At 65.8% G+C, this 20,292-nt stretch carries 14 protein-coding genes and 6 pseudogenes; 13 read left to right on the top strand and 7 right to left on the bottom strand.

The window, feature by feature from the left end:
* Window positions 1-58: 58 nt before the first annotated feature.
* The 4 genes and pseudogenes from bcsF to ABX298_RS00020 form a co-directional block, all read right to left on the bottom strand.
* On the bottom strand, window positions 59-244 hold the full coding sequence (bcsF, locus tag ABX298_RS00005) for a cellulose biosynthesis protein BcsF (RefSeq protein WP_367393907.1): 186 nt from the start codon (window positions 242-244) through the stop codon (window positions 59-61).
* A 336-nt stretch (window positions 245-580) separates the two neighbouring features.
* Entirely contained in the window at window positions 581-727 is a 147-nt protein-coding gene (locus ABX298_RS00010; RefSeq protein ID WP_367394496.1) for a hypothetical protein, read from the bottom strand.
* Between the two features lie 74 nt (window positions 728-801).
* Window positions 802-888, bottom strand: a pseudogene (locus ABX298_RS00015) (BcsE family c-di-GMP-binding protein); the annotation flags it as partial.
* Between the two features lie 451 nt (window positions 889-1,339).
* On the bottom strand, window positions 1,340-1,702 hold the full coding sequence (locus ABX298_RS00020) for a hypothetical protein (RefSeq protein ID WP_367393908.1): 363 nt from the start codon (window positions 1,700-1,702) through the stop codon (window positions 1,340-1,342).
* Between the two features lie 1,169 nt (window positions 1,703-2,871).
* On the opposite strand from ABX298_RS00020, the pseudogene ABX298_RS00025 reads away from it, so the two are divergent.
* Window positions 2,872-4,726 (top strand): annotated as a pseudogene (locus tag ABX298_RS00025) (ABC transporter ATP-binding protein).
* Between the two features lie 207 nt (window positions 4,727-4,933).
* Here the strand turns inward: ABX298_RS00025 and ABX298_RS00030 are convergent.
* A pseudogene (locus tag ABX298_RS00030) lies at window positions 4,934-5,759 on the bottom strand (IclR family transcriptional regulator).
* A 248-nt stretch (window positions 5,760-6,007) separates the two neighbouring features.
* Here ABX298_RS00030 and ABX298_RS00035 point away from each other — a divergent pair.
* From ABX298_RS00035 to ABX298_RS00065, 7 genes and pseudogenes are all read left to right on the top strand, one after another.
* Window positions 6,008-7,027, top strand: a complete 1,020-nt coding sequence (locus ABX298_RS00035) for an ABC transporter ATP-binding protein (protein WP_085663317.1) — start codon at window positions 6,008-6,010, stop codon at window positions 7,025-7,027.
* Window positions 7,024-7,894 (top strand): annotated as a pseudogene (locus tag ABX298_RS00040) (ABC transporter permease). The gene ABX298_RS00035 and the pseudogene ABX298_RS00040 overlap by 4 nt, the downstream one beginning before the upstream one ends.
* A gap of 4 nt (window positions 7,895-7,898) precedes the next feature.
* Window positions 7,899-8,694: pseudogene (locus tag ABX298_RS00045) on the top strand (ABC transporter permease).
* Window positions 8,695-8,708: 14 nt separating this feature from the next.
* Entirely contained in the window at window positions 8,709-8,999 is a 291-nt protein-coding gene (locus tag ABX298_RS00050; protein ID WP_025339623.1) for a (2Fe-2S)-binding protein, read from the top strand.
* A complete protein-coding gene (locus ABX298_RS00055) occupies window positions 8,996-10,354 on the top strand; it encodes an NAD(P)/FAD-dependent oxidoreductase (RefSeq protein WP_075045583.1) in 1,359 nt (452 codons plus the stop codon). The genes ABX298_RS00050 and ABX298_RS00055 overlap by 4 nt, the downstream gene beginning before the upstream one ends.
* Complete coding sequence (locus ABX298_RS00060; RefSeq protein WP_075045584.1) at window positions 10,351-11,484, top strand: FAD-binding oxidoreductase; 1,134 nt, start codon at window positions 10,351-10,353, stop codon at window positions 11,482-11,484. Before ABX298_RS00055 ends, ABX298_RS00060 begins: the two co-directional genes overlap by 4 nt.
* Window positions 11,481-12,524, top strand: a complete 1,044-nt coding sequence (locus ABX298_RS00065) for an ABC transporter substrate-binding protein (RefSeq protein WP_013972112.1) — start codon at window positions 11,481-11,483, stop codon at window positions 12,522-12,524. The genes ABX298_RS00060 and ABX298_RS00065 overlap by 4 nt, the downstream gene beginning before the upstream one ends.
* A gap of 228 nt (window positions 12,525-12,752) precedes the next feature.
* Here ABX298_RS00065 and ABX298_RS00070 read toward each other — a convergent pair whose 3' ends face one another.
* Window positions 12,753-13,523: an IclR family transcriptional regulator gene (locus ABX298_RS00070; RefSeq protein ID WP_025339626.1), complete on the bottom strand. Its 771-nt coding sequence runs from the start codon at window positions 13,521-13,523 to the stop codon at window positions 12,753-12,755.
* 154 nt (window positions 13,524-13,677) lie between these two features.
* On the opposite strand from ABX298_RS00070, the gene ABX298_RS00075 reads away from it, so the two are divergent.
* The 5 genes from ABX298_RS00075 to ABX298_RS00095 all read left to right on the top strand — a co-directional run bounded on the left by ABX298_RS00075 (window position 13,678) and on the right by ABX298_RS00095 (window position 19,760).
* On the top strand, window positions 13,678-14,487 hold the full coding sequence (locus ABX298_RS00075; RefSeq protein WP_367393894.1) for a shikimate dehydrogenase: 810 nt from the start codon (window positions 13,678-13,680) through the stop codon (window positions 14,485-14,487).
* Window positions 14,488-14,491: 4 nt separating this feature from the next.
* Window positions 14,492-16,225 carry an FAD-dependent oxidoreductase gene (locus ABX298_RS00080; protein WP_367393909.1) on the top strand — a complete coding sequence of 578 codons (1,734 nt, stop codon included), beginning with the start codon at window positions 14,492-14,494 and terminating at the stop codon, window positions 16,223-16,225.
* Complete coding sequence (locus ABX298_RS00085) at window positions 16,210-16,530, top strand: NIPSNAP family protein (RefSeq protein WP_025339629.1); 321 nt, start codon at window positions 16,210-16,212, stop codon at window positions 16,528-16,530. The genes ABX298_RS00080 and ABX298_RS00085 overlap by 16 nt, the downstream gene beginning before the upstream one ends.
* Window positions 16,531-16,563: 33 nt before the next feature.
* Complete coding sequence (locus ABX298_RS00090) at window positions 16,564-18,243, top strand: FAD-dependent oxidoreductase (protein WP_367393895.1); 1,680 nt, start codon at window positions 16,564-16,566, stop codon at window positions 18,241-18,243.
* Between the two features lie 191 nt (window positions 18,244-18,434).
* Window positions 18,435-19,760: an MFS transporter gene (locus ABX298_RS00095; RefSeq protein WP_137164316.1), complete on the top strand. Its 1,326-nt coding sequence runs from the start codon at window positions 18,435-18,437 to the stop codon at window positions 19,758-19,760.
* Between the two features lie 205 nt (window positions 19,761-19,965).
* Here the strand turns inward: ABX298_RS00095 and ABX298_RS00100 are convergent.
* Window positions 19,966-20,081: pseudogene (locus tag ABX298_RS00100) on the bottom strand (sugar phosphate isomerase/epimerase); the annotation flags it as partial.
* Window positions 20,082-20,292 lie beyond the last annotated feature (211 nt).

A 20,292-nucleotide genomic window follows, 5' to 3' on the forward strand; every position in this document is an offset into this window, starting at 1 on the left:
CCCTCCCAGTCCAGGCCGGCGGGCCGGTACCGGGAGGGTGGCGGATGCACATTAGTCATTACGGGGTTCCTGGCGTGCAGCGCGGTGGCGTACGCCCAGCGGCGGTTTCAGGTAACGAGGTGGAAGGCGGCGGCGCAACCGAAGCCGCCCGCAGCGTGGCGCGCAGGCGCAACAGCAGCAGGGCCAGCGCCAAGGTGACCAGCGCCGTGACGCCGACCACTTGCAGCAGTTGCACGAAGTTCATTGCGTACTCCCGCTTCTGCACAGGGCCACCCGGCGCGGAGCCAGGGCCGGCCTGGCCTGGGTGGGCAGCTGCGCCGCCGCGTCGAGCCGGGGTGGCTGTGGCACGCTGTCGTCGAGGAAAGCCGGGGGTGGCCAGGCTGTCGACACCGGCAAGCACCTCCTGGCTGATGAACAACTCTTTCCACGACAACTGGAAGGTATGTGGTCAGAGGCGTTTGCTCGACGCCTTCGGAGCGGCAGGCGAACAGGAACAGGAACAGCACATCGCCTTCCACCCACGCAGGCGATGTCGCCGTCGCCGAGCGGAACACCGTGCGGGAACAGGCTTGCAGCGGGGTCAGGCCAGGGCCGGGCGCAACACCAGCAACTGGTGGGCGATTTCGCCGTTGCGCACCCCGTGCCACATGGTCTGCACCGCTTCGGCGAACGCGCGCGGCGCCACCAGCCCGCAGATAGCCAGCGGCCTGCAGGCGTGCAGGAGCAAGGCATCCCGAAAGCGCTGGGCAGGCGCCGGCGCCAGAGGTAACCCTGGATGCTCTCGACCATGGTCAGAAAGCGCGACAGGCTGGCACCGAACGGCACGATCTGGCTGGCCCCGCAGGCCAGCAGCAGTTGTTCGTCCTGGTAGCGCAGGGTTGGTGCCATCTCGCGCACCACCAGCTTCAAGAGCACTGCCACGCAACTGGCGCAAGCGGTCGCAACTGGCGCGCCAGGCTATCCAGGCGCTGCCCGCCGTCCATGGGCAAAGATGACCGTGGCGGAAACCGCCTCTGCCAGCTTCTTTGGCACCCAGTTCCTCGAGGCTCCTCGCAGACCTGCAAGCGGTGCCGCTCGGCAGAAGGCTGGCGCACCTTCCAGTACCGGGCGCTTCGGGCCAGGCACAACAGCTCGTCGCCACCGGTGTCGCTGGGGGCCTGCGGCGCTCGCCCGGCGGCCCAGCGAAGCCTGCTTCAAGCCGCGCCAGTTCCACATCGCGCGTACCGGTCTTGCCGAGCGGGTTGCTCCAGAAATGCTGCAGGTTAGCGCACCCCGCCAGCTTTGCCGCGGTACACCTGGGCCAGGCCATCGACGCCCTGGTTGAACGCCCGCAGGCGCTCTACCAGCCCGGCACTCTGGCCGCTGCTGATGACCAGCAATAGCGCGTGGCCTCGGCCAACAGGACCGGGCGCAGCGCGTTGCACCAGCTTTCGACGTTGCCGGCACCCCAGACGTCGGCGGGCGCCAACAGCACCAGCACACGCCCGGCGGCGTCGATACGCGGCAGGTCATCGACCAGGTGCCGGGCGGCTTGCAGTGTCGGCTTCGTACAGCGCCAGTTCGGCTGGGCCCTGCGCGGCATCGAGCCGCACTTCAGCACATCACCGATGGCTTGCGCATCGGCGACCAGGGCTGCGCGAACGTGCTCGGGCAACCCCGACCACCTGGCGGCATAGCACGGTGGCGTCTTCTGCGTTGTCACGCAGGCCAACCAGCATCTACAGATCCTTGGCCACATGAAGCTGGCACCTGCTTTCGGCGCCTAAGCCGGAAATAGCCAACCACGGCATTCCATTCGTCAAAACACTGGAGCCTCCTGAAAAAGTAGATTGAAACGGCTCTGAGAGGTGGCTGCGGGCACATGCGCCGCTGAGGGAACTCGATGAGATAGCGTCAAAAAAACAACAAAATGACTGACGAACAACCGAACCCGTCAATTCTACAGCAGGAGGCAAAATGAAATCAAGCAGAAATGTAATGAATTGCAAAAAATTGTTAGCAGCAGGTACATGTCTGGGATGTTTGATGCCTGTGAGATCGAGCGCCGCCCGCGCAGCGCTTCGCAGCACAAGGCTGCCTCATGTACAACATGAGCCCGAAGCCTGCGCCGGACCTGTGGGAGCGGGCATGCCCGCGAAGCAGGCGACGCGGTGGATGGCACCGGCTGCGCCGGTGTTCGCGGCCACGGCCGCTCCTACAGGTACAGTGTGAGCCCGAAGCCCACGCCGTACCTTTGGGAGCGGGCATGTCCGCTAAGCAGGCGACGCGGTGGATGGCACCGGCTGCGCCGGTGTTCGCGGCTAAAGCCGCTCCCACAGGTACAGCGTGAGCCTGAAGCCTGCGCCGCACCTGTGGGAGCGGGCAAGCCCGCGAAGCAGGCGACGCGGTGGATGGCACCGGCTACGCCGGTGTTCGCGGCTAAAGCCGCTCCCACAGGTACAGCGTGAGCCTGAAGCCTGCGCCGTACCTGTGGGAGCGGGTTCACCCGCGAAGCAGGCGACGCGGTGGATGGCACCGGCTGCGCCGGTGTTCGCGGCCACGGCCGCTCCCACAGGTACAGCGTGAGCCCGAAGCCCGCGCAGAACCTGTGGGAGCGGGCATGCCCGCGAAGCAGGCGACGCGGTGGATGGCACCGGCTCTGCCGGTGTTCGCGGCTAAAGCCGCTCCCACAGGTACAGCGTGAGCCTGAAGCCTACGCCGTACCTGTGGGAGCGGGTTCACCGCGAAGCAGGCGACGCGGTGGACCGTGCTGGAAGCGCTGGACAGCGGCAAGCCGGTCAGCGAGTGCCAGAACGACACTGCACGAACCCCTGCACGCCTGAGTGATCTGTATGGTTAGCGCCAGGCACAAGCTGATTTTCGGAGACAAGCATGCTGCGTATTTTTGAACGATGGCTCGACCCCTTCCCCCCTGACGAGATACCACCGCCACCAGTTGGCCTGTTGCGCTTCATGTGGGCCTGCACCCGTGGCGCGCGCGGCTACATCCTGGCGCTTGCGCTGTTCAGTGCCGGGGTATCGATCTACGAAGCCTGGCTGTTCGCCTTCCTCGGCCAGGTCGTGGACCTGCTCTCGGACTGGCAGGCCGGCGGTGCCCGTCGGCCCCGAAGAAACCCGGGTGCTGTGGGGCATCGGTATCGTCCTGCTGGTCAGCATCGGGTTGGTGGCGCTGCGCACCATGCTTCAGCACCAGGTACTGGCGATCAACTTGCCGCTGCGCCTGCGTTGGGACTTTCACCGGCTGATGCTGCGCCAGAGCCTGTCGTTCTTTTCTGACGAGTTTTCCGGCCGGGTCACCACCAAGGTGATGCAGACGGCGCTGGCGGTACGCGATGTGTTGTTCACCCTCATCGAGATCCTGCCCGGGATCGGTGTACTTCATCGCGATCATTGCCCTGGCCGGTGGCTTTGCCCTGAAACTGATGCTGCCATTCATTGCCTGGGTCGTGCTGTTCGGCCTGGCCATGCTGTATTTCGTGCCACGCCTGGGCAAGGTCGGCCAGGAGCAGGCCAACGCCCGATCATCGATGACCGGGCGGGTTTCTGACGCCTACACCAACATCACCACGGTGAAACTGTTCTCGCACGCCAACCGCGAAGCGCACTTCGCGCGCGCAGCCATGGAGGACTTCAAGCAGACCGGTTTTCGCCAGATGCGTCTGGTCAGCCAGTTCCGAAATCGTCAACCAGGCGCTGGTGGTGGGCTTGATCATTGCTGCCGGTGGCTATGCGCTGTGGCTGTGGCACCAGGGCCAGGTCGGCACCGGCGCGGTGGCGGCGATCACCGCCATGGCCTTGCGTATCAACGGCATGTCGCACTGGATCATGTGGGAGATAACCTCGCTGTTCGAAAACATCGGCACCGTGCAGGACGGCATGGCCACCCTCACCCGCGGCCCCAAGGTAACGGATGCGCCCGGCGCTGCCGAGCTGGTAACCAAGGGGGGCGCGGTGAGTTTCGACAAGGTCGGCTTCAACTACAACGGCGAGCGCCAGGTGCTCGACGACCTGAGCCTGCACATCCGCTCCGGGCGAAAAAGTCGGTTTGGTCGGCCGCTCCGGCGCTGGCAAGTCCACCTTGATCAACCTGCTGCTGCGCTTCTACGACGTGGACCGTGGGGAAATCCGCATCGACGGGCAGAACGTGGCCAAGGTCACCCAGGACAGCCTGCGCAGCGCCATCGGCATGGTCACCCAGGACACCTCGCTGCTGCACCGCTCGATTCGCGACAACATCGCCTATGGCCGCCCAGATGCCACCGAAGCGCAGATCCGCGCCGCTGCGGCCAATGCCCAGGCCGATGGTTTCATCAGCCAGCTCAGCGACCGCCAGGGCAACACCGGTTACGACACTTTGGTGGGAGAGCGCGGCATCAAGCTGTCTGGTGGCCAGCGCCAGCGCATCGCCATTGCCCGGGTGATGCTGAAGAACGCGCCGATCCTGCTGCTGGACGAAGCCACCAGTGCGCTGGACTCGGAAGTGGAAGTGGCCATTCAGGAAAGCCTGGATGAAATGATGAAAGGCAAGACCGTCATCGCCATCGCCCACCGGTTGTCGACGATTGCGGCCATGGACCGGCTGATCGTGATGGATGAAGGGCGCATCATCGAGCAAGGCACCCATGCGCAACTGCTGGCGAAGAATGGTACTTATGCACGGTTGTGGCAGCACCAGAGCGGCGGGTTCCTGGGTGAGGACCAGGGCGTGGCCGAGGCGATGGAGTAGGCAGGAGGTGGGATCAGGTACCGCGTTGGATTCTTCGCGGGCACGCCCGCCCTCATAGAACAACACATAACTCATTGATTTAGCGAGGCTCTGTGGGAGCGGCGCGCCCGCGAACACCGGCGGAGCCGGTGCCAGGCACCGCGTTGGATTCTTCGCGGGCACGCCCGCTCCCACACCGCTTGCGTACTGAGTTCTCGGGCCTGCAGCTCAACCAAACACATGCGAAGGCCGGCGCAGCACCGGGTCGAACGGGTTGACCCGCTCGCCAATCGCCGCCGCCTCGCGCTTGAGCAGCGCCACCACGGTTGGCATGCGGTTGGGCCCCAGGCGGTCGCTGATGGTCGCCACGCTCAGGGCCGCCACCGCATGGCCGTTACGATCGAGGATCGGCACCGCCAGGCCGGCCATGCCATCGAGCACTCCGGTATTGCGCCCGGCATAGCCGAGGCTGCGCACATTGTCGATTTCGGCGCGCAGCATGACTTCGTCGTAATGGTGGAAATCCTTCAGCCGCGGCAGGTTGTAGCGGATCACCTCGTCGCGCTCCTCCTCCGGCAGAAAGGCCAGGATTGCCAGGCTGCCCTGCCCCACCCCAAGGCCACACGGCCGCCAATATCGCCGGTGAAGGTACGGATCGGGTATGGCCCTTCGCTGCGGTCCAGGCACACCGCATCGAACCCCGAGCGCGCCAGCAGGAACAGCGAATCGCCCAGCGAGGCCGACAACCGCAGCAGGCTGGGGCGCACCACATCGCGCAGGTTGCCGGCTTGCCCGGCCTTGGCCGCCAGGGCAAAAAAATCCAGGCTCAGCCGGTAGCGCTTGCTGGTCGCGCACTGATCGACCATGCCTTCTTCAATCAGGCTGCGCAGCAGCGGTGGGTTGTGGGTTGCGCCAGGCCAACCCGCTGCGCCAGCTGGCTGACCTTCTCGCCCTCGCCGCCGCATTCTCCCAGCGCACGCAACACGGCGAACAAACGCGACACCGCACTGACACCTACTTCCTTGGCCTGCTCATTTCGATTATCGGAATCCATTTTTCGTCCAATCCTTAAAAATTCCATTCAGTGGAATAATTTCAAAATAGCTGTCACCCAGTGAAATTACCCTTTGTCGCCATCCTAATCATTGCCCTACTCTCCGGTCCATAGGGCGATATCACAACATCGGCCGCCGCCACGAAGCGAGCGCCAACGTCCGTAAAAGCATTGCTTTTCGCCGCTGGCGCTCTGCCCACCCTGAAACTGCCGGTTGACCCCGGTTCCGTTTGCGATGGAGCACAGCCATGACCTTTCTGTTGATCGACAAGCTTTGCAAGCGCTATGGCGCCACGGAGGCAGTGGCCAGCTCGTCACTGGCCATCGAGAAAGGCGAGTTCGTCTCGCTGCTTGGCCCTTCGGGCTGCGGCAAGACCACCACCCTGCAAATGATTGCCGGCTTCGTCGAGGTCACCAGCGGCCGCATTGTCCTCGACGGCCGCGACATCACCCACGCCAAGCCGGCCAGCCGAGGCCTGGGCGTGGTGTTCCAGAGCTACGCGCTGTTCCCGCACATGACCGTGCGCGACAACGTCGCCTTTGGCCTGCGCATGCGCAAGGTGGCCAACGCCGACATCGCCCGCAGGGTCGACCAGGCCCTGGCGCTGGTGCGTCTGGACAAGCATGCCGAGCGCTACCCGCGCGAACTCTCCGGCGGCCAGCGTCAGCGGGTGGCCCTGGCCCGCGCACTGGTGATCGAACCGCCGGTACTGCTACTGGACGAACCGCTGTCCAACCTGGACGCCCACCTGCGTGAAGAAATGCAGTTCGAGATCTGTCGCATCCAGAACGAGGTCGGCATTACCACCTTGATGGTCACCCACGACCAGGCCGAGGCCTTGTCGATCAGCGACCGGGTGGTGGTGATGGAGGCCGGGCGCATCACCCAGGTAGATGACCCCTACCGCCTCTACGAACACCCGGGTACGCCCTTCATTTCCGACTTTGTCGGCAAGGCCAACCGCCTGCGCGGCGTAACCGGCCCCGGCGGGCAACCGCAGGCGAATGCCCAGGGCCCGCTGACCCTCAGCCTGCGCCCGGAAAAAATCAGCCTCGGCCCGGCCGGCAGCGGCAAGCTCGCAGGCCGCATCAGCTGCCGCTACTTCCTCGGCAGCCAGTGGCTGTATCGGGTCGACACCGCTCTGGGCAACCTGGCCGTGGTGCGTGCCAACGACGGCAACACACCGCTGGATGAAGGCACACAGGTCGGCCTGGACTGGAACGATGCCCTGCTACGGGTACTGAACGCTGGCGAGGTGGCGGCATGAGCGCGGCAAAGCTGCGCAGCAGCGCCTGGGGCTACGGCCTCAGCAGCCCGGCGCTGCTGTTGTTCCTGGCCTTGCTGGTGGTGCCACTGGGGCTGACCGTGCTGCTGTCGTTCAACGCGTTCGACTACAGCAGCGGCATCCAGGCCGGCCAGTACACCCTCGGCCATTACCTGAGCCTGGTGACCGACACCTACTACTACGAGATCTTCTTCCGCACCTTCTGGATCAGCGCCCTGGTCACCCTGCTTTGCGTGCTGATCGGCATCCCCGAGGCCTTGGTGCTCAGCCGCATGGGCGCGCCGTGGCGCTCGATCTTCCTGATCCTGGTGCTGACCCCGCTGCTGATTTCGGTGGTAGTGCGGGCCTTCGGCTGGAGCCTGCTGCTGGGCGCCGACGGCCCTGGTCAACCAGGGCATCATTGCCCTCGGCGGGCAGCCGGTGAAGCTGCTGTACACGCCCTTTGCGGTGATCATCGGCCTGGTCCACGTGATGCTGCCGTTCATGATCATCCCGGTGTGGACCTCGCTGCAGAAGCTCGACCCGGCTGCCGAGCAAGCCGCGCTGTCACTGGGTGCCAGCCAGTGGACGGTGTTCCGCCGCATCGTGCTGCCACAGATCATGCCCGGCGTGCTGTCGGGCACGCTGATCGTGTTCGGCCTGGCCGCCAGTTCGTTCGCCATTCCCGGCCTGCTGGGCGGGCGCCGGCTGAAGATGGTCGCCACCATGATCTACGACCAGTACCTGGCCGAACTGAACTGGCCGATGGGTGCCACCATCGCCGTGGCCCTGCTGCTGATCAACCTGCTGGTGATGCTCAGTTGGAACCGGCTGGTCGAACGCCGCTACAAACGCGCACTTGGAGTCTGAACCGATGACCCGTAACGGCCCGCTGGCCCTTTCCTTTCACGCCCTGGTGATGCTGTTCATGCTCGCCCCGCTGGTGGTGGTGTGCCTGGTGGCATTCACCCCGGAAAACACCCTGAGCCTGCCCACCGCCGGCTTTTCGCTGCGCTGGTTCAGCGCCGTGTTCGAGCGATGCCGATTTCCTCGATGCGTTCTACAACAGCCTGAAACTCGCGGCCCTGGCTGCCTCGCTGGCCACTTTGATCGCCGTGCCGGCGGGCCTGGCGATCACCCGCTACAGCTTCCCCGGCCAAGGCTTTCTCAACGGCCTGCTGCTGTCGCCGATCATCATCCCGCACCTGGTGCTGGGTGTGGCCTTGCTGCGGCTGTTCGCCTTGCTGGGCGTCAATGGCAGCTTCGCCTGGCTGGTGTTCGCCCATGTCGTGGTGATCACCCCTTACGTGCTGCGCCTGGTACTGGCTGCAGCCATCGGTATCGATCGCAGCGCCGAGCAGGCCGCGCAAAGCCTGGGTGCTGGCCGGGTCACGCTGTTCTGCAAGGTCACCCTGCCGATGATCCTGCCCGGTGTGGCCGGCGGCTGGCTGCTGGCGTTCATCAACAGCTTCGACGAAGTGACCCTGTCGATCTTCGTCACCTCGCCTGCCACCCAGACCCTGCCAGTGCGCATGTACGTATACGCCACCGAATCCATCGACCCGATGATGGCCGCCGTCTCGGCGCTGGTGATCGCCGTCACCGCCCTGACCATGGTCGCCCTGGACCGCGTATATGGCCTGGACCGCGTGCTGGTGGGCAAGCAATGACAAGGAATGCCCCCATGCCTCTGTTCAAGCGCGTGGCCGAACACGACCGCGAGCCTGTGCCCTTCCTGCTCGACGGCCAACCGGCCAGAGGCATGAGCGGCGATACCCTGCTGACTGCCATCCTGACCAATGCCGGGCACCTGCGCGGCAGCGACTTCAGCGCCGAACCACGCGCCGGCTTCTGCCTGATGGGCGCCTGCCAGGACTGCTGGGTACGCCTGCAGGATGGCCGCCGGGTACGCGCTTGCTCGACCTTTCTGGAACCGGGCCAGTGCGTGACCCGCGACCCGGGGCGTCAGCCATGAGTGCGATCGTGATCATCGGTGCCGGCCCGGCCGGCATCCGCGCCGCGCAAACCCTGGTAGCCCACGGCCTGCGCCCGGTGCTGCTGGACGAAGCCAGCCGCGGCGGCGGGCAGATCTACCGCCAGCAGCCGGCCAACTTTCGCCGCTCGGCCAAAGCGTTGTACGGCTTCGAGGCAGGAAAGGCGCAAGCCGTGCACGCCACCCTCGAGCAACTGCGCGGGCAGGTCGACTACCGCCCGGACACCCTGGTATGGAACGCCGAGCAGCAAGTGCTGGACACCTTGCAACAGGGCCAACTGGCCGACCGCCTGGCGTTCGACCGGGTGATCGTCGCCACCGGTGCCACCGACCGGGTGTTGCCGATACCCGGCTGGACCCTGCCTGGGGTCTATACCTTGGGCGCTGCGCAAATCGCCCTGAAGTTCCAGGGCTGCGCGATCGGTGAACGGGTGGTGCTGGCCGGCAGCGGGCCGCTGCTGTACCTGGTGGCCTACCAGTACGCCAAGGCCGGTGCCACGGTCAGCGCGGTGCTCGACACCTCACCGTTCAGCGCCCAGGTGCGTGCCCTGCCGCGCCTGCTTCTGCAACCGGGCACCTTTGCCAAGGGCCTGTACTACCGAGCCTGGCTGGCCCGCAAGGGTGTGCCGGTGCACCAGGGCGTGACCCTGCTGGGTATCGACGGTGAGCAACGCGCCAGCGGTGTGCGCTGGCTGCACAATGGCCAGCAACACGACCTGCCATGCGACGCCGTGGCATTCGCCCACGCCCTGCGCAGTGAAACCCAACTGGCCGACCTGCTGGGTTGCCAGTTCGCCTGGAGCGCGCTCAACCGCGCCTGGCTACCGGTACGTGACGCCCAGGGCCGGGCCACCAGCCCCGGCGTGTACCTGGCAGGCGACGGTGCCGGCATCCTCGGTGCCGACGGTGCCGAGATGAGCGGTGAACTGGCCGCCCTGACACTGCTGGCCGACCTCGGCAAGCCCGGCAACCCGCAGCGCCAGCAGCAACTGGAAAGGCGCCTGGCCACCTTGCAGCGCTTCCGCCAGGGGCTGGAGCAGGCCTTTCCATTTCCCGAGCAGTGGGCCCGGCAAGCCCCGGACCAGCTCACCGTGTGCCGCTGCGAACAGATCAGCGCCGGGGAAATCCGCGCCACCGTGCGTGCCGGGCACTGGGAAATCAACCGGGTCAAGGCCATGTGCCGAGTCGGCATGGGCCGCTGCCAGGGCCGCGTGTGCGGTGCCGCTGCCGCCGAGTTGATCGCCTGCGAAAGCGGTCGGGCCATTGACCAGGTAGGGCGCCTGCGTGGCCAGGCACCGGTCAAGCCCCTGCCCTTTGGCCTGGAGATAAAACCATGAAGTTGATCGAAGTGGACGCCATCATCGTCGGCGGCGGCATCATCGGCAGCAGCGCGGCCTTGACCCTGGCCCGCGCTGGTCGGCAAGTGGCATTGCTGGAACGCGACTTCTGCGGCTCGCACTCCAGCGGGGTGAACTACGGCGGTGTGCGCCGCCAGGGCCGCTCGTTGGCCCAGCTGCCGTTGTCGATGCGCGCCCATGCCATCTGGGGGAATCTGCGCGATTGGATCGGCATCGATGGCGAATACGCCCGCAGCGGCCACCTGAAGCTGGCCCGCAGCGAAACCGACTTCGATGCCTTGAAGGCCTATGCCCGGCGTACCCAGGCTTTTGACCTTCGCCTGCAACTGCTTGAACGACGCGAACTGCGCCAGCGCTTCCCCTGGGTGGGCGATATCGCTGTCGGCGCCTCGTACTGCCCCGAGGACGGCCATGCCAACCCACGGCTGGTGTCACCGGCCTTCGCCCAGGCGGCCAGGCGCAGCGGCGCCCAGGTGCATGAGCAGTGCAAGGTGCTGGAGGTGGGGCACGACGGCCACCGTTTCAGCGTAAGCACCAGCAGCGGCCAAGGCTTCAAGGCGCCCTGGCTGTTGAATTGCGCCGGCGCCTGGTCGGCGCAACTGGCCGAGCAGTTCGGCGAGCCGGTGCCGCTGACCGCGGCCCACCCCGCCATGCTGGTGACCGAGCCGCTGCCGCTGTTCATGACCGCCAGCACCGGGGTCGAAGGCGGCGGCATCTACGCCCGCCAGGTGGCGCGTGGCAACTGCGTGCTGGGCGGCGGGCGCGGTTTTGCCCTTACCCCGACCACCGCACGCCCGGGCCAGGCCGCAGTGCTCGACATCCTGCGCAACGCCACCGAGCTGTACCCGGCACTGGCCGGCGCCCAGGCCATTCGCACCTGGAGCGGCACCGAAGGCTACCTGCCCGATGACGAACCGGTGCTCGGCCCCAGCCTGCACCAGCCCGGCCTGCTGCATGGTTTCGGCTTTGCCGGTGCCGGCTTCCAGATAGGCCCGGCTGCCGGTGAAGCGTTGGCGCAATGCATCCTGCACGGCGCGCCGGCACTCAGCCTGGCGGCTTTTTCCATCAACCGCTTTCAGCCCAACCACCACAAGGAAAACCTGTCATGACGCACAAGCAACGTTTGCTCGCCCTGTTCTGCACCGTGCCCGGCCTGTTCGCCTGCCTGCCCGCCATGGCCCAACCCACGCTTTACCTGGGCATGAACGGCGGCACCATGGAACGGCTGTTCAGCGACAATATCCTGCCAAAGTTCGAGCAGGCCAACGGCGTGAAGGTGGTGATTGTCCCCGGCACCTCGGCCGACATCCTCGCCAAGGTCCAGGCCACGCCGAACAAGCCGTCGATCCATGTGATGGTGCTGGATGACGGCATCATGTACCGCGCCATCGGCATGGGCCTGTGCAGCACGCTCAAACCCAACCCGACCTTGGCCCAGTTGCCGGAAAAGGCCCTGATCAAGGACAAGGCCGCCGCAGTCAGCCTGGGCGTGACCGGGCTTGCCTACAACAGCCGCCTGTTCAAGGCCAATGGCTGGGCAGCGCCCACCTCGTGGAACGACCTGGCCGACCCGCGCTTCAAGGACAAGGTGGTGTTCCAGTCGATGGCATCGTCCACCTTCGGCCTGCATGGTTTCCTGATGTACAACCGCCTGCACGGCGGCAGCGATACCGATGTCAACCCGGGCTTCACGGCCTGGCAGAAGAACGTGGGCCCGAACGTGCTGGAGTACATCCCCAACTCGGCCAAGCTCTCGGAAATGGTGCAAACCGACGAAGCCGCGCTGTTCCCGCTCACCCCTACCCAGGTGACGGCGCTGAAGCTCAAAGGCATCCCGGTGGAGTACGCCGCGCCCAAGGAAGGTGCCGTGGTGCTCAACCAGGCCGAATGCGTCACGGCCAACAACGACCAGCCGGAGCTTGCGCAGAAGCTCGCCGAGTTCCTGCTCAGCCCCGAGGCGCAGTCGCCGGCCCTGGAGCTGGGTGACCAGATCCCGTCCAACCCCAACACACCTACCAGTGACAAGACCCGTGGCCAGGTCGAAGCCATGCAGACCTACCTGCAGACTGCCGTGACCATCGACTGGGACCAGGTCAACACCCAGCGCCCCGAATGGAACGCGCGCTGGAACCGCCAGATCGAGCGATAAGCCGAGGGCCTGGGCCGCTCCCGCCCCTTTGGGCTGCGCTGTCGGTCCGCGTACCCTGTGGGAGCGGCTTTAGCCGCGAAGAATCCAGCTCGGTGATGGCACTGGCTGCGCCGGTGTTCGCGGCTGAAGCCGCTCCCACAGGGTCCCGGCTAGCTCAATGAATCATGTTCAGTTCTATGAGATCGAGTTTCCCGCGAAGAGGTCAACACGCCTCCAAACCCTGACACCTCAATCCAGCACCGGCCGCAACAACGCCTGGGCCTCGTACAGGGTCGGCAGATACCGCAAGCGTATTTCATCCACACTCAACCGCGAAGCATGGGTGGTGATGGTCAACGTCGCTTTCAGCCGGCCAGCCCGGTCCAGCAGCGGCACACCCAGCACGCGCATGCCGATTTCATACTCCTGGTCCACGATACAGAACCCCTGCTCCTTCACCCGCAGCAACTCCGCCTCCAGCTGTAACCGGTCCGTCTGCGTATAAGGCGTCAACCCACGCAGCGGGTTACGCGCAAAGTAGGCATCCCGCTCCCCCTCATCCAGCCAGGCCAGCCAGACGCGCCCGCCGGCGGTGCAATACATGGGCACCCGCGAACCCGGCCGGATCGACAACGAGGCCACATGGCTGTAGCGGCTACGTACCAGGTGGATGATCTCGTCACCATCACGGGTACCCACCGACACATGCTCCTGGGTCTGCCGCGCCACCTGCTCGACGATCGGCCGCAGCATGCGCGGCAGTTGCGCCGAGTCCACATACGCCTGGCCAAGGCGCAGCGCCTTGGGCGTAAGCCAGTACTCACGGCTGTCGGTTTCGGCAAACCCTTCGTGCACCAAGGTCAACAGAAACCGCCGCGCGGCACTGGGGGTAAGGCCGGACAACCTGGCCGCCTGCGGCACGCTAAGGCGCGGCTGCTCGGCGCTGAACAACTGCATGAGCGCCAGGCCCTTCTGCAAGCCGGCGATCAGGTCACGGGGGTGGATAGCGGGGGTGTTCATCTATTCGACTCGCAAGCAGGGCAAAAACAGCCGATTACCGCGATAACCGGATCAAGGATGCGATTATCGCACTAAAAGCCCGATCAGCGCATTGTTGACCACGCCCCCTTGCCTCACCCTTGGCCTGCATAACAACGCCAATAAGGAGGTCAGCATGATTCGTGGTTCCACTGAACTGGTCGCCATCGTCGGTTCGCCCATTGCCCAGGTGAAGTCCCCCGAAAACTTCAACACCTGGTTCGCCAACAACAACTGCAACCTCGCCATGCTGCCCATCGACCTGCATGAGGCCGCGCTGGATACCTTCGCCGGCACCCTGCGCGGCTGGCAGAACCTGCGCGGTTGCGTGGTCACCGTGCCGTACAAGCAGGCCCTGGCCAGCCGCCTGGACGGCCTGAGCGAGCGCGCAGCCGCGCTGGGCTCGGTCAATGTCGTGCGCCGTGAGCGAGACGGTCGCCTGCTGGGCGACAACGTGGACGGCGCCGGCTTCCTTGGTGCTGCGCACAAACATGGCTTCGAGCCGGCGGGCAAGCGTGCGTTGGTGATCGGTTGTGGCGGGGTCGGCAGTGCCATCGCCTATGCGCTGGGCGAGGCCGGCATCGCCAGCATCACCCTCAGCGACCCCAGCACCGCGCGCATGGGCGCTGTGTGCGAGCTGCTCGGCAATGCCTTCCCCGCGGTCGAACTCGCCACCCGGGTCGACGGGCTGGAAGGCTTCGACCTGCTGGTCAACGCCTCCCCTGTCGGCATGGGCGGCAGCGCGGAATTGCCACTGCCTGCCGCCCTGCTCGCCACCTTGCAAGCCGAAACCCTGGTCGCCGACGTGGTCACCTCGCCCGAGATCACCCCGTTGCTGAACCGGGCACGCCAGGTTGGCTGCGCGGTCCAGACCGGCCCGGAAATGGCCTTCGCCCAACTCGGCCACCTGGGCGCCTTCATGGGCGTCACGCCGCTGGAGATCTGAAGCCATGCCGACGCATGAACATGCGCAACACAACTTTGACCTGGTCGTGCTGGGCAGCGGCGCCGGCGGCTTTACCGCTGCCGCCACGGCCGCGCGCCATGGGCTGAAAGTGCTGGTGGTGGAAAAGGCCGAACACTTTGGCGGCACCTCGGCGATTTCCGGCGGGGCGGTGTGGCTCTACGGTACCGATCAAGCCCGCGCCGCTGGTGCGGTGGACTCCCCCGAGGCCATTCGCACCTACCTCAGGCAGGTCATCGGCGACGGCTACGACCCCGCCCTGGTCGACGCCTTCATCGAGCATGGCCACCAGGCGCTGCGCTGGCTGGAGCAGAACACCGAACTGCGCTACGCCCTGCGCCCGCACTCGCCGGACTACTACCCGGACGCCCCCGGCGCCACCCAGTTTGGCCGGGCGCTGGAGATGGTCGAGTACGACGGCAAGCAGCTCGGCCCGTACTTCAAGGACCTGCAGATGCCGCCGCCCGGCATGTTGCTGTTCGGCGGCATGATGGTCAACCGCGTGGATATCCAGCATTTCCTCAGTATCCGCCGCTCGCCCCGGTCGCTGTGGCATTGCCTCAAGCTGATGGCGCGTTATGCGCGGGACCGTCTGCATCACCCGCGCGGCACGCGGCTAACCACCGGCAACGCCTTGATCGCCCGCCTGGCCAGCAGCGCCTTCGCCCATGGCACGCAGCTGTGGTTACGCAGCGAAGCCCTGGAGCTGATCGTCGAACGCGGCGTGGTCACCGGCGTGGTGGTGCAACGCGAAGGGCGCCGTGAACGGGTGCTGGCCCGGGGCGGTGTGGTGTGCGCCATGGGCGGGTTCGCTGCAGGCGCGCTGGCCGACAGCTACCGGCCGGCCCGGCAAGCGCCGCACCTGACCATGTCACCGCCCAGCAATGACGGCGCTGCCCTGCGCCTTGGCCAAGCCGTGGCCGCAGCCCAGGGTGAGGGCCTGGTGGCCAACTTCTTCTGGGCACCGGTTTCCGAACTGCGCCATGCCAGTGGCGAGCATGAGCGCTTCCCGCACCTGGTCACCGACCGCGCCAAACCGGGTGTGATCGCGGTGGGCCCGGACGGGCGACGCTTCGTCAACGAGTCCGATTCCTACCACCACTTCGTGCAGACCATGTTCGCCAAAGGCATTGCCAGCTGCTGGCTGGTCTGCGATGCCGAGGCGATGAACCGCTACGGCCTGGGCCTGGCGCGGCCAAAGCCGGTGGACAACCAGGCATTGATCGACGCCGGCTACCTGCACCGCGCCGCAACAGCGCAGGCCCTGGCCGAGGCCATTGGCGTCGACCCACAGGTGTTCATGCAGACCCTGGAGCAGTTCAACGCCGACGCCCGAAACGGCATCGACCGTGCGTTCGGCAAAGGCGGCAACAGCTACAACCGCTACATGGGCGACCCGCAACACACGCCCAACCCATGCCTGGCGCCACTGACCAGCGGCCCGTTCTACGCCATCCGCATCCACACCGGCGACCTCGGCTCGGCCCGCGGCCTGGTGACCGACGCCCGGGCCAACGTGCTTAACCGCGATGGCCAGCCGATTGCCGGGCTGTATGCAGTCGGCAACGACATGAACTCGCTGATGAAAGGCACCTACCCCGGCCCCGGTATCACCCTGGGCCCAGCCCTCACCTTCGGCTGGCTCGCTGCCAACCACATCGCCGCGCGCCTGCAGGCACCAACCACCCACATGGAGACTCCAGCATGTACTACGAACTGAGAACCTACACCCTCGACCCACTGAAAATGGCCGACTGGCTGAGCCTGTACCAAAGCCACGCGCTAGAGGTACAAAGCGAGCATCTCGGTAACCTGGTCGGCTTTTTCACCAGCGAGTTCGGCGAGGTCAACCAGGTGGTGCATATCTGGGGCTATGCCAGCCTCGACGAGCGCATGGCGCGCCGCGCAGCCATGGCAGCGGACCCGCGTTGGGCCGAGTTCTCACGGCGCAACCGCGAGCTGGGCGCGGTACTGCACTTGCAGTCGCGAATGCTGCGGCCCACCGGTTTTTCGCCGCTGCAGTAAAACCTTCCTCCAACGCCTGAGCGGAACCCCACGATGCAACCCCTCGAATGTGACGTACTCGTCATCGGCTCCGGTGCCTCTGGCCTGGCTGCCGCCGTTACTGCCGCCCATCACGGCCTGCAGGTGATCGTCGCGGAAAAAGCCGGCCAACTGGGCGGCACCAGCGCCTGGTCGGGGGGCTGGCTGTGGATACCGCGCAACCCGCTGGCCATTGCCGAAGGCATCGTCGAGACCGACGATGCCCCGGAGCGCTACCTGCGCGGGCAAACCCATGTCAGCGAACTGGACACGCGCCAACGCGCCTTCCTGCACCATGGCCCGGAGATGGTGGCGTTCTTCCAGCAACACACCGCCGTACAGTTCCAGAGCGGCAGCCGCATGCCCGACATGCGCGAAGGCGACGGCAGCGCGCGCGGTGGCCGTTCGCTGTGCGCGCTGCCATACGACGGGCGCCTGCTCGGGCCCTGGCTGCACAAGCTGCGCCCACCGCTGGACATCGTCAGCCTGGCCGGCATGGGCATTGCCGGCGGCGCCGACATGGCCGCCTTCTTCAGCGCCACGCGCTCGCCCACGGCCGCGCTGCATGTGGGCAAACGCCTGCTGCGCCATGGTCGCGACCTGCTGCTGCACCGCCGCGGCCTGCACCTGGTCAATGGCAATGCCCTGGTGGCACGGCTGCTGCGCAGCGCCCTGGACCTTGGCGTGACGCTACTGACCGACAAGCCGGCCAGTCGCCTGCTGGGCGAAGGCCGGGTCAGCGGCGCACAGTTTGCCGACGGCCAGCTGATCCACGCCCGCCGCGGTGTGGTTTTGGCCTGCGGTGGCTTTGCGCATGATCGCCAGCGCATCGCGCAACTGATGCCGCATGCGCCGGACGGTGACCAGCACTACTCCGCCGCGCCATGGGAAAACAGCGGTGACGGCCTGCGCCTGGGCGAACAGGCCGGTGGCCTGGTCCAGACGACTGCAACCCATGCGGGGGCCTGGGCACCTGTGTCGCGGGTGCCGCGCAGCGATGGCAGTTTCGGCCATTTCCCTCACTTGATCGATCGCGCCAAACCCGGCTTCCTCGCCGTGCGCCGCGATGGCCGGCGCTTCGTCAATGAGGCCGATTGCTACCACGACTTCATGAACGCGCTGTTCGCCGCCACGCCGCAGGGTGAAGCGCCGGAAGCCTGGCTGATCTGCGACCATGCTGCGCAACGGCGCTATGGCATCGGCTGGGCCAAGCCCTTCCCTTTCCCCACCCGCCACTATCAACGCTGCGGTTACCTGCACAGCGGTCGCACGCTGGCGCAACTGGCACAGCGCTGCGGGATCGACGCCGCGCAGTTGCAGCGCACGGTGGACGGTTTCAACCAACATGCAGCCCAGGGTGAAGATCCGGTTTTTCAGCGCGGTGCATCGGCCTACAACCGGGCGCAGGGCGAGCCGTTGCAAGCCCCCAATCCATCGCTGCGGCCACTGCTGCACGGGCCGTTCCACGCAGTGAAACTGTTGCCGGGCAGCCTGGGTACGTTCGCCGGCCTGGGCACGGATGCCTCGGCCCGGGTACTGGACCGCGAGGCGCGGCCGATCCCCGGGTTGTATGCGGTGGGCAACGACATGGACAGTGTGATGGGCGGGCATTACCCGAGTGGCGGTATTACCTTGGGGCCGGGGATGACATTCGGTTATCTGGCTGGTAGAGCGTTGAGTACCTTGACCACCTGAAATCACGTTGCCCCTTGCCTCGCCCGCAGGCCCAACGCAACCGTTCGGTAACCGAACACTAGCCCTTCCCTTCAATTGACGCTGCTGCCTTCACTGCTCACCATGCACCGGCCTTGCGTGTCCCCTGCCTGGGAATCGGTCACGTACTCGTAGCACCGCAGCTGAATACAATTTCAAGAATCGAGCAGTTTATGAACCACTCCAAGATCACCCCCGCCGCCCCCCGGATGCCCCAGGGTTCGATCGGCGACAAGCTTCGCGGCGCCTTCGGCGTCGGCAAGACCCGTTGGGGCATGCTCGCCCTGGTGTTCTTCGCCACCACCCTGAACTACATCGACCGTGCTGCGCTCGGCATCATGCAGCCCGTCCTGGCCAAGGAAATGAGCTGGACGGCGATGGACTACGCCAACATCAACTTCTGGTTCCAGGTCGGCTATGCAGTCGGCTTCCTGCTGCAGGGCCGGCTGATCGACAAGGTCGGGGTAAAACGCGCGTTCTTCTTCGCCGTGCTGCTGTGGAGCCTGGCCACCGGCGCTCACGGCCTGGCCACCTCGGCCGCCGGCTTCATGGTCTGCCGCTTCATCCTCGGCCTGACCGAGGCCGCCAACTACCCGGCCTGCGTGAAGACCGTGCGCCTGTGGTTCCCGGCTGGCGAACGGGCCATCGCCACCGGCCTGTTCAACGCCGGCACCAACGTCGGCGCCATGGTCACGCCGGCCCTGCTGCCGCTGATTCTGGCCGTGTGGGGCTGGCAGGCCGCGTTCATCGCCATGGGCAGCCTGGGCCTGGTGTGGGTGGTGCTGTGGGTGCTGAAGTACTACAACCCTGAAGATCACCCGCGCGTGCGCCAGAGCGAGGTGGAGTACATCCAGCAGGATGACGAGCCCGAGCCAACCCGCGTGCCGTTCAGCCGCATCCTGCGCCTGCGTGGCACCTGGGCTTTCGCGGTGGCCTACGCGATTACCGCACCGGTGTTCTGGTTCTACCTGTACTGGCTGCCACCGTTCCTCAACCAGCAGTACAGCCTGGGCATCAACGTGACCCAGATGGGTATCCCGCTGATCATCATCTGGCTGACGGCAGACTTCGGCAGCATTGGCGGCGGCATCCTGTCTTCCTGGCTGATCGGCCGTGGCGTGCGCGCTACCACGGCGCGGCTGGTGTCGATGCTGATCTTCGCCTGCACCATGGTCAGCGTCATCTTTGCCGCCAACGCCAGTGGCCTGTGGGTCGCGGTGGCGGCCATCTCGCTGGCGGTGGGCGCACACCAGGCATGGACGGCGAATATCTGGAGCCTGGTGATGGACTACACGCCCAAGCACCTGGTGAGCACGGTGTTCGGTTTCGGCAGCATGTGCGCTGCGATTGGCGGGATGTTCATGACGCAGATCGTCGGTAGCGTGCTGACCGCTACCAACAACAACTATGCCGTGTTGTTCACCATGATCCCGGCGATGTACTTCCTGGCGCTGGTGTGGATGTATTTCATGGCACCACGCAAGATCGAGAGCGCCTGAACGCGCTAGCCACTTACCTCTACGGGGCCCTTGCGGGCCCTTTTTTTGACCAGTCAGCAATCAGTAATTTACCTGCCCGGCCTCATCGCCGGCAAGCCAGCTCCCACAGGTACAGCGTTGCTCTCGAGGTTGTCGCTGTACCTGTGGGAGCGGGCGTGCCCGCGAACACGGGCGATAGCCCGTGCCATACGCCGCGTTCTATCAATCAGACTCTGGCCAGCACTGCCATGGCCTTCTCCAGCGCCATGCGCGCACGCTGTTCGCCGCTCATGCCCTGTTCCAGCAACTGCCGGGCGGGATCTCCAGGCTCAACGGCACACTTCTCTGCGGGGCCCTTGCGGGCCTTTTTTTGATCAATCTGATACACGCACTATATGGGGTCGCGCCTGAGTCAAGACATGCGCAGTACCTGTGGGAGCGGCTTCAGCCGCGAAGAATCCAACGCGGTGCCTGGCACCGGCTGCGCCGGTGTTCGCGGCTAAAGCCGCTCCCACAAGGGCTCCACAGGGTTCAAGCCATGCGCTGTACCTGT

This window comes from Pseudomonas sp. X4 (assembly GCF_040784925.1).
Classification (GTDB): Bacteria; Pseudomonadota; Gammaproteobacteria; order Pseudomonadales; family Pseudomonadaceae; genus Aquipseudomonas; species Aquipseudomonas putida_Z.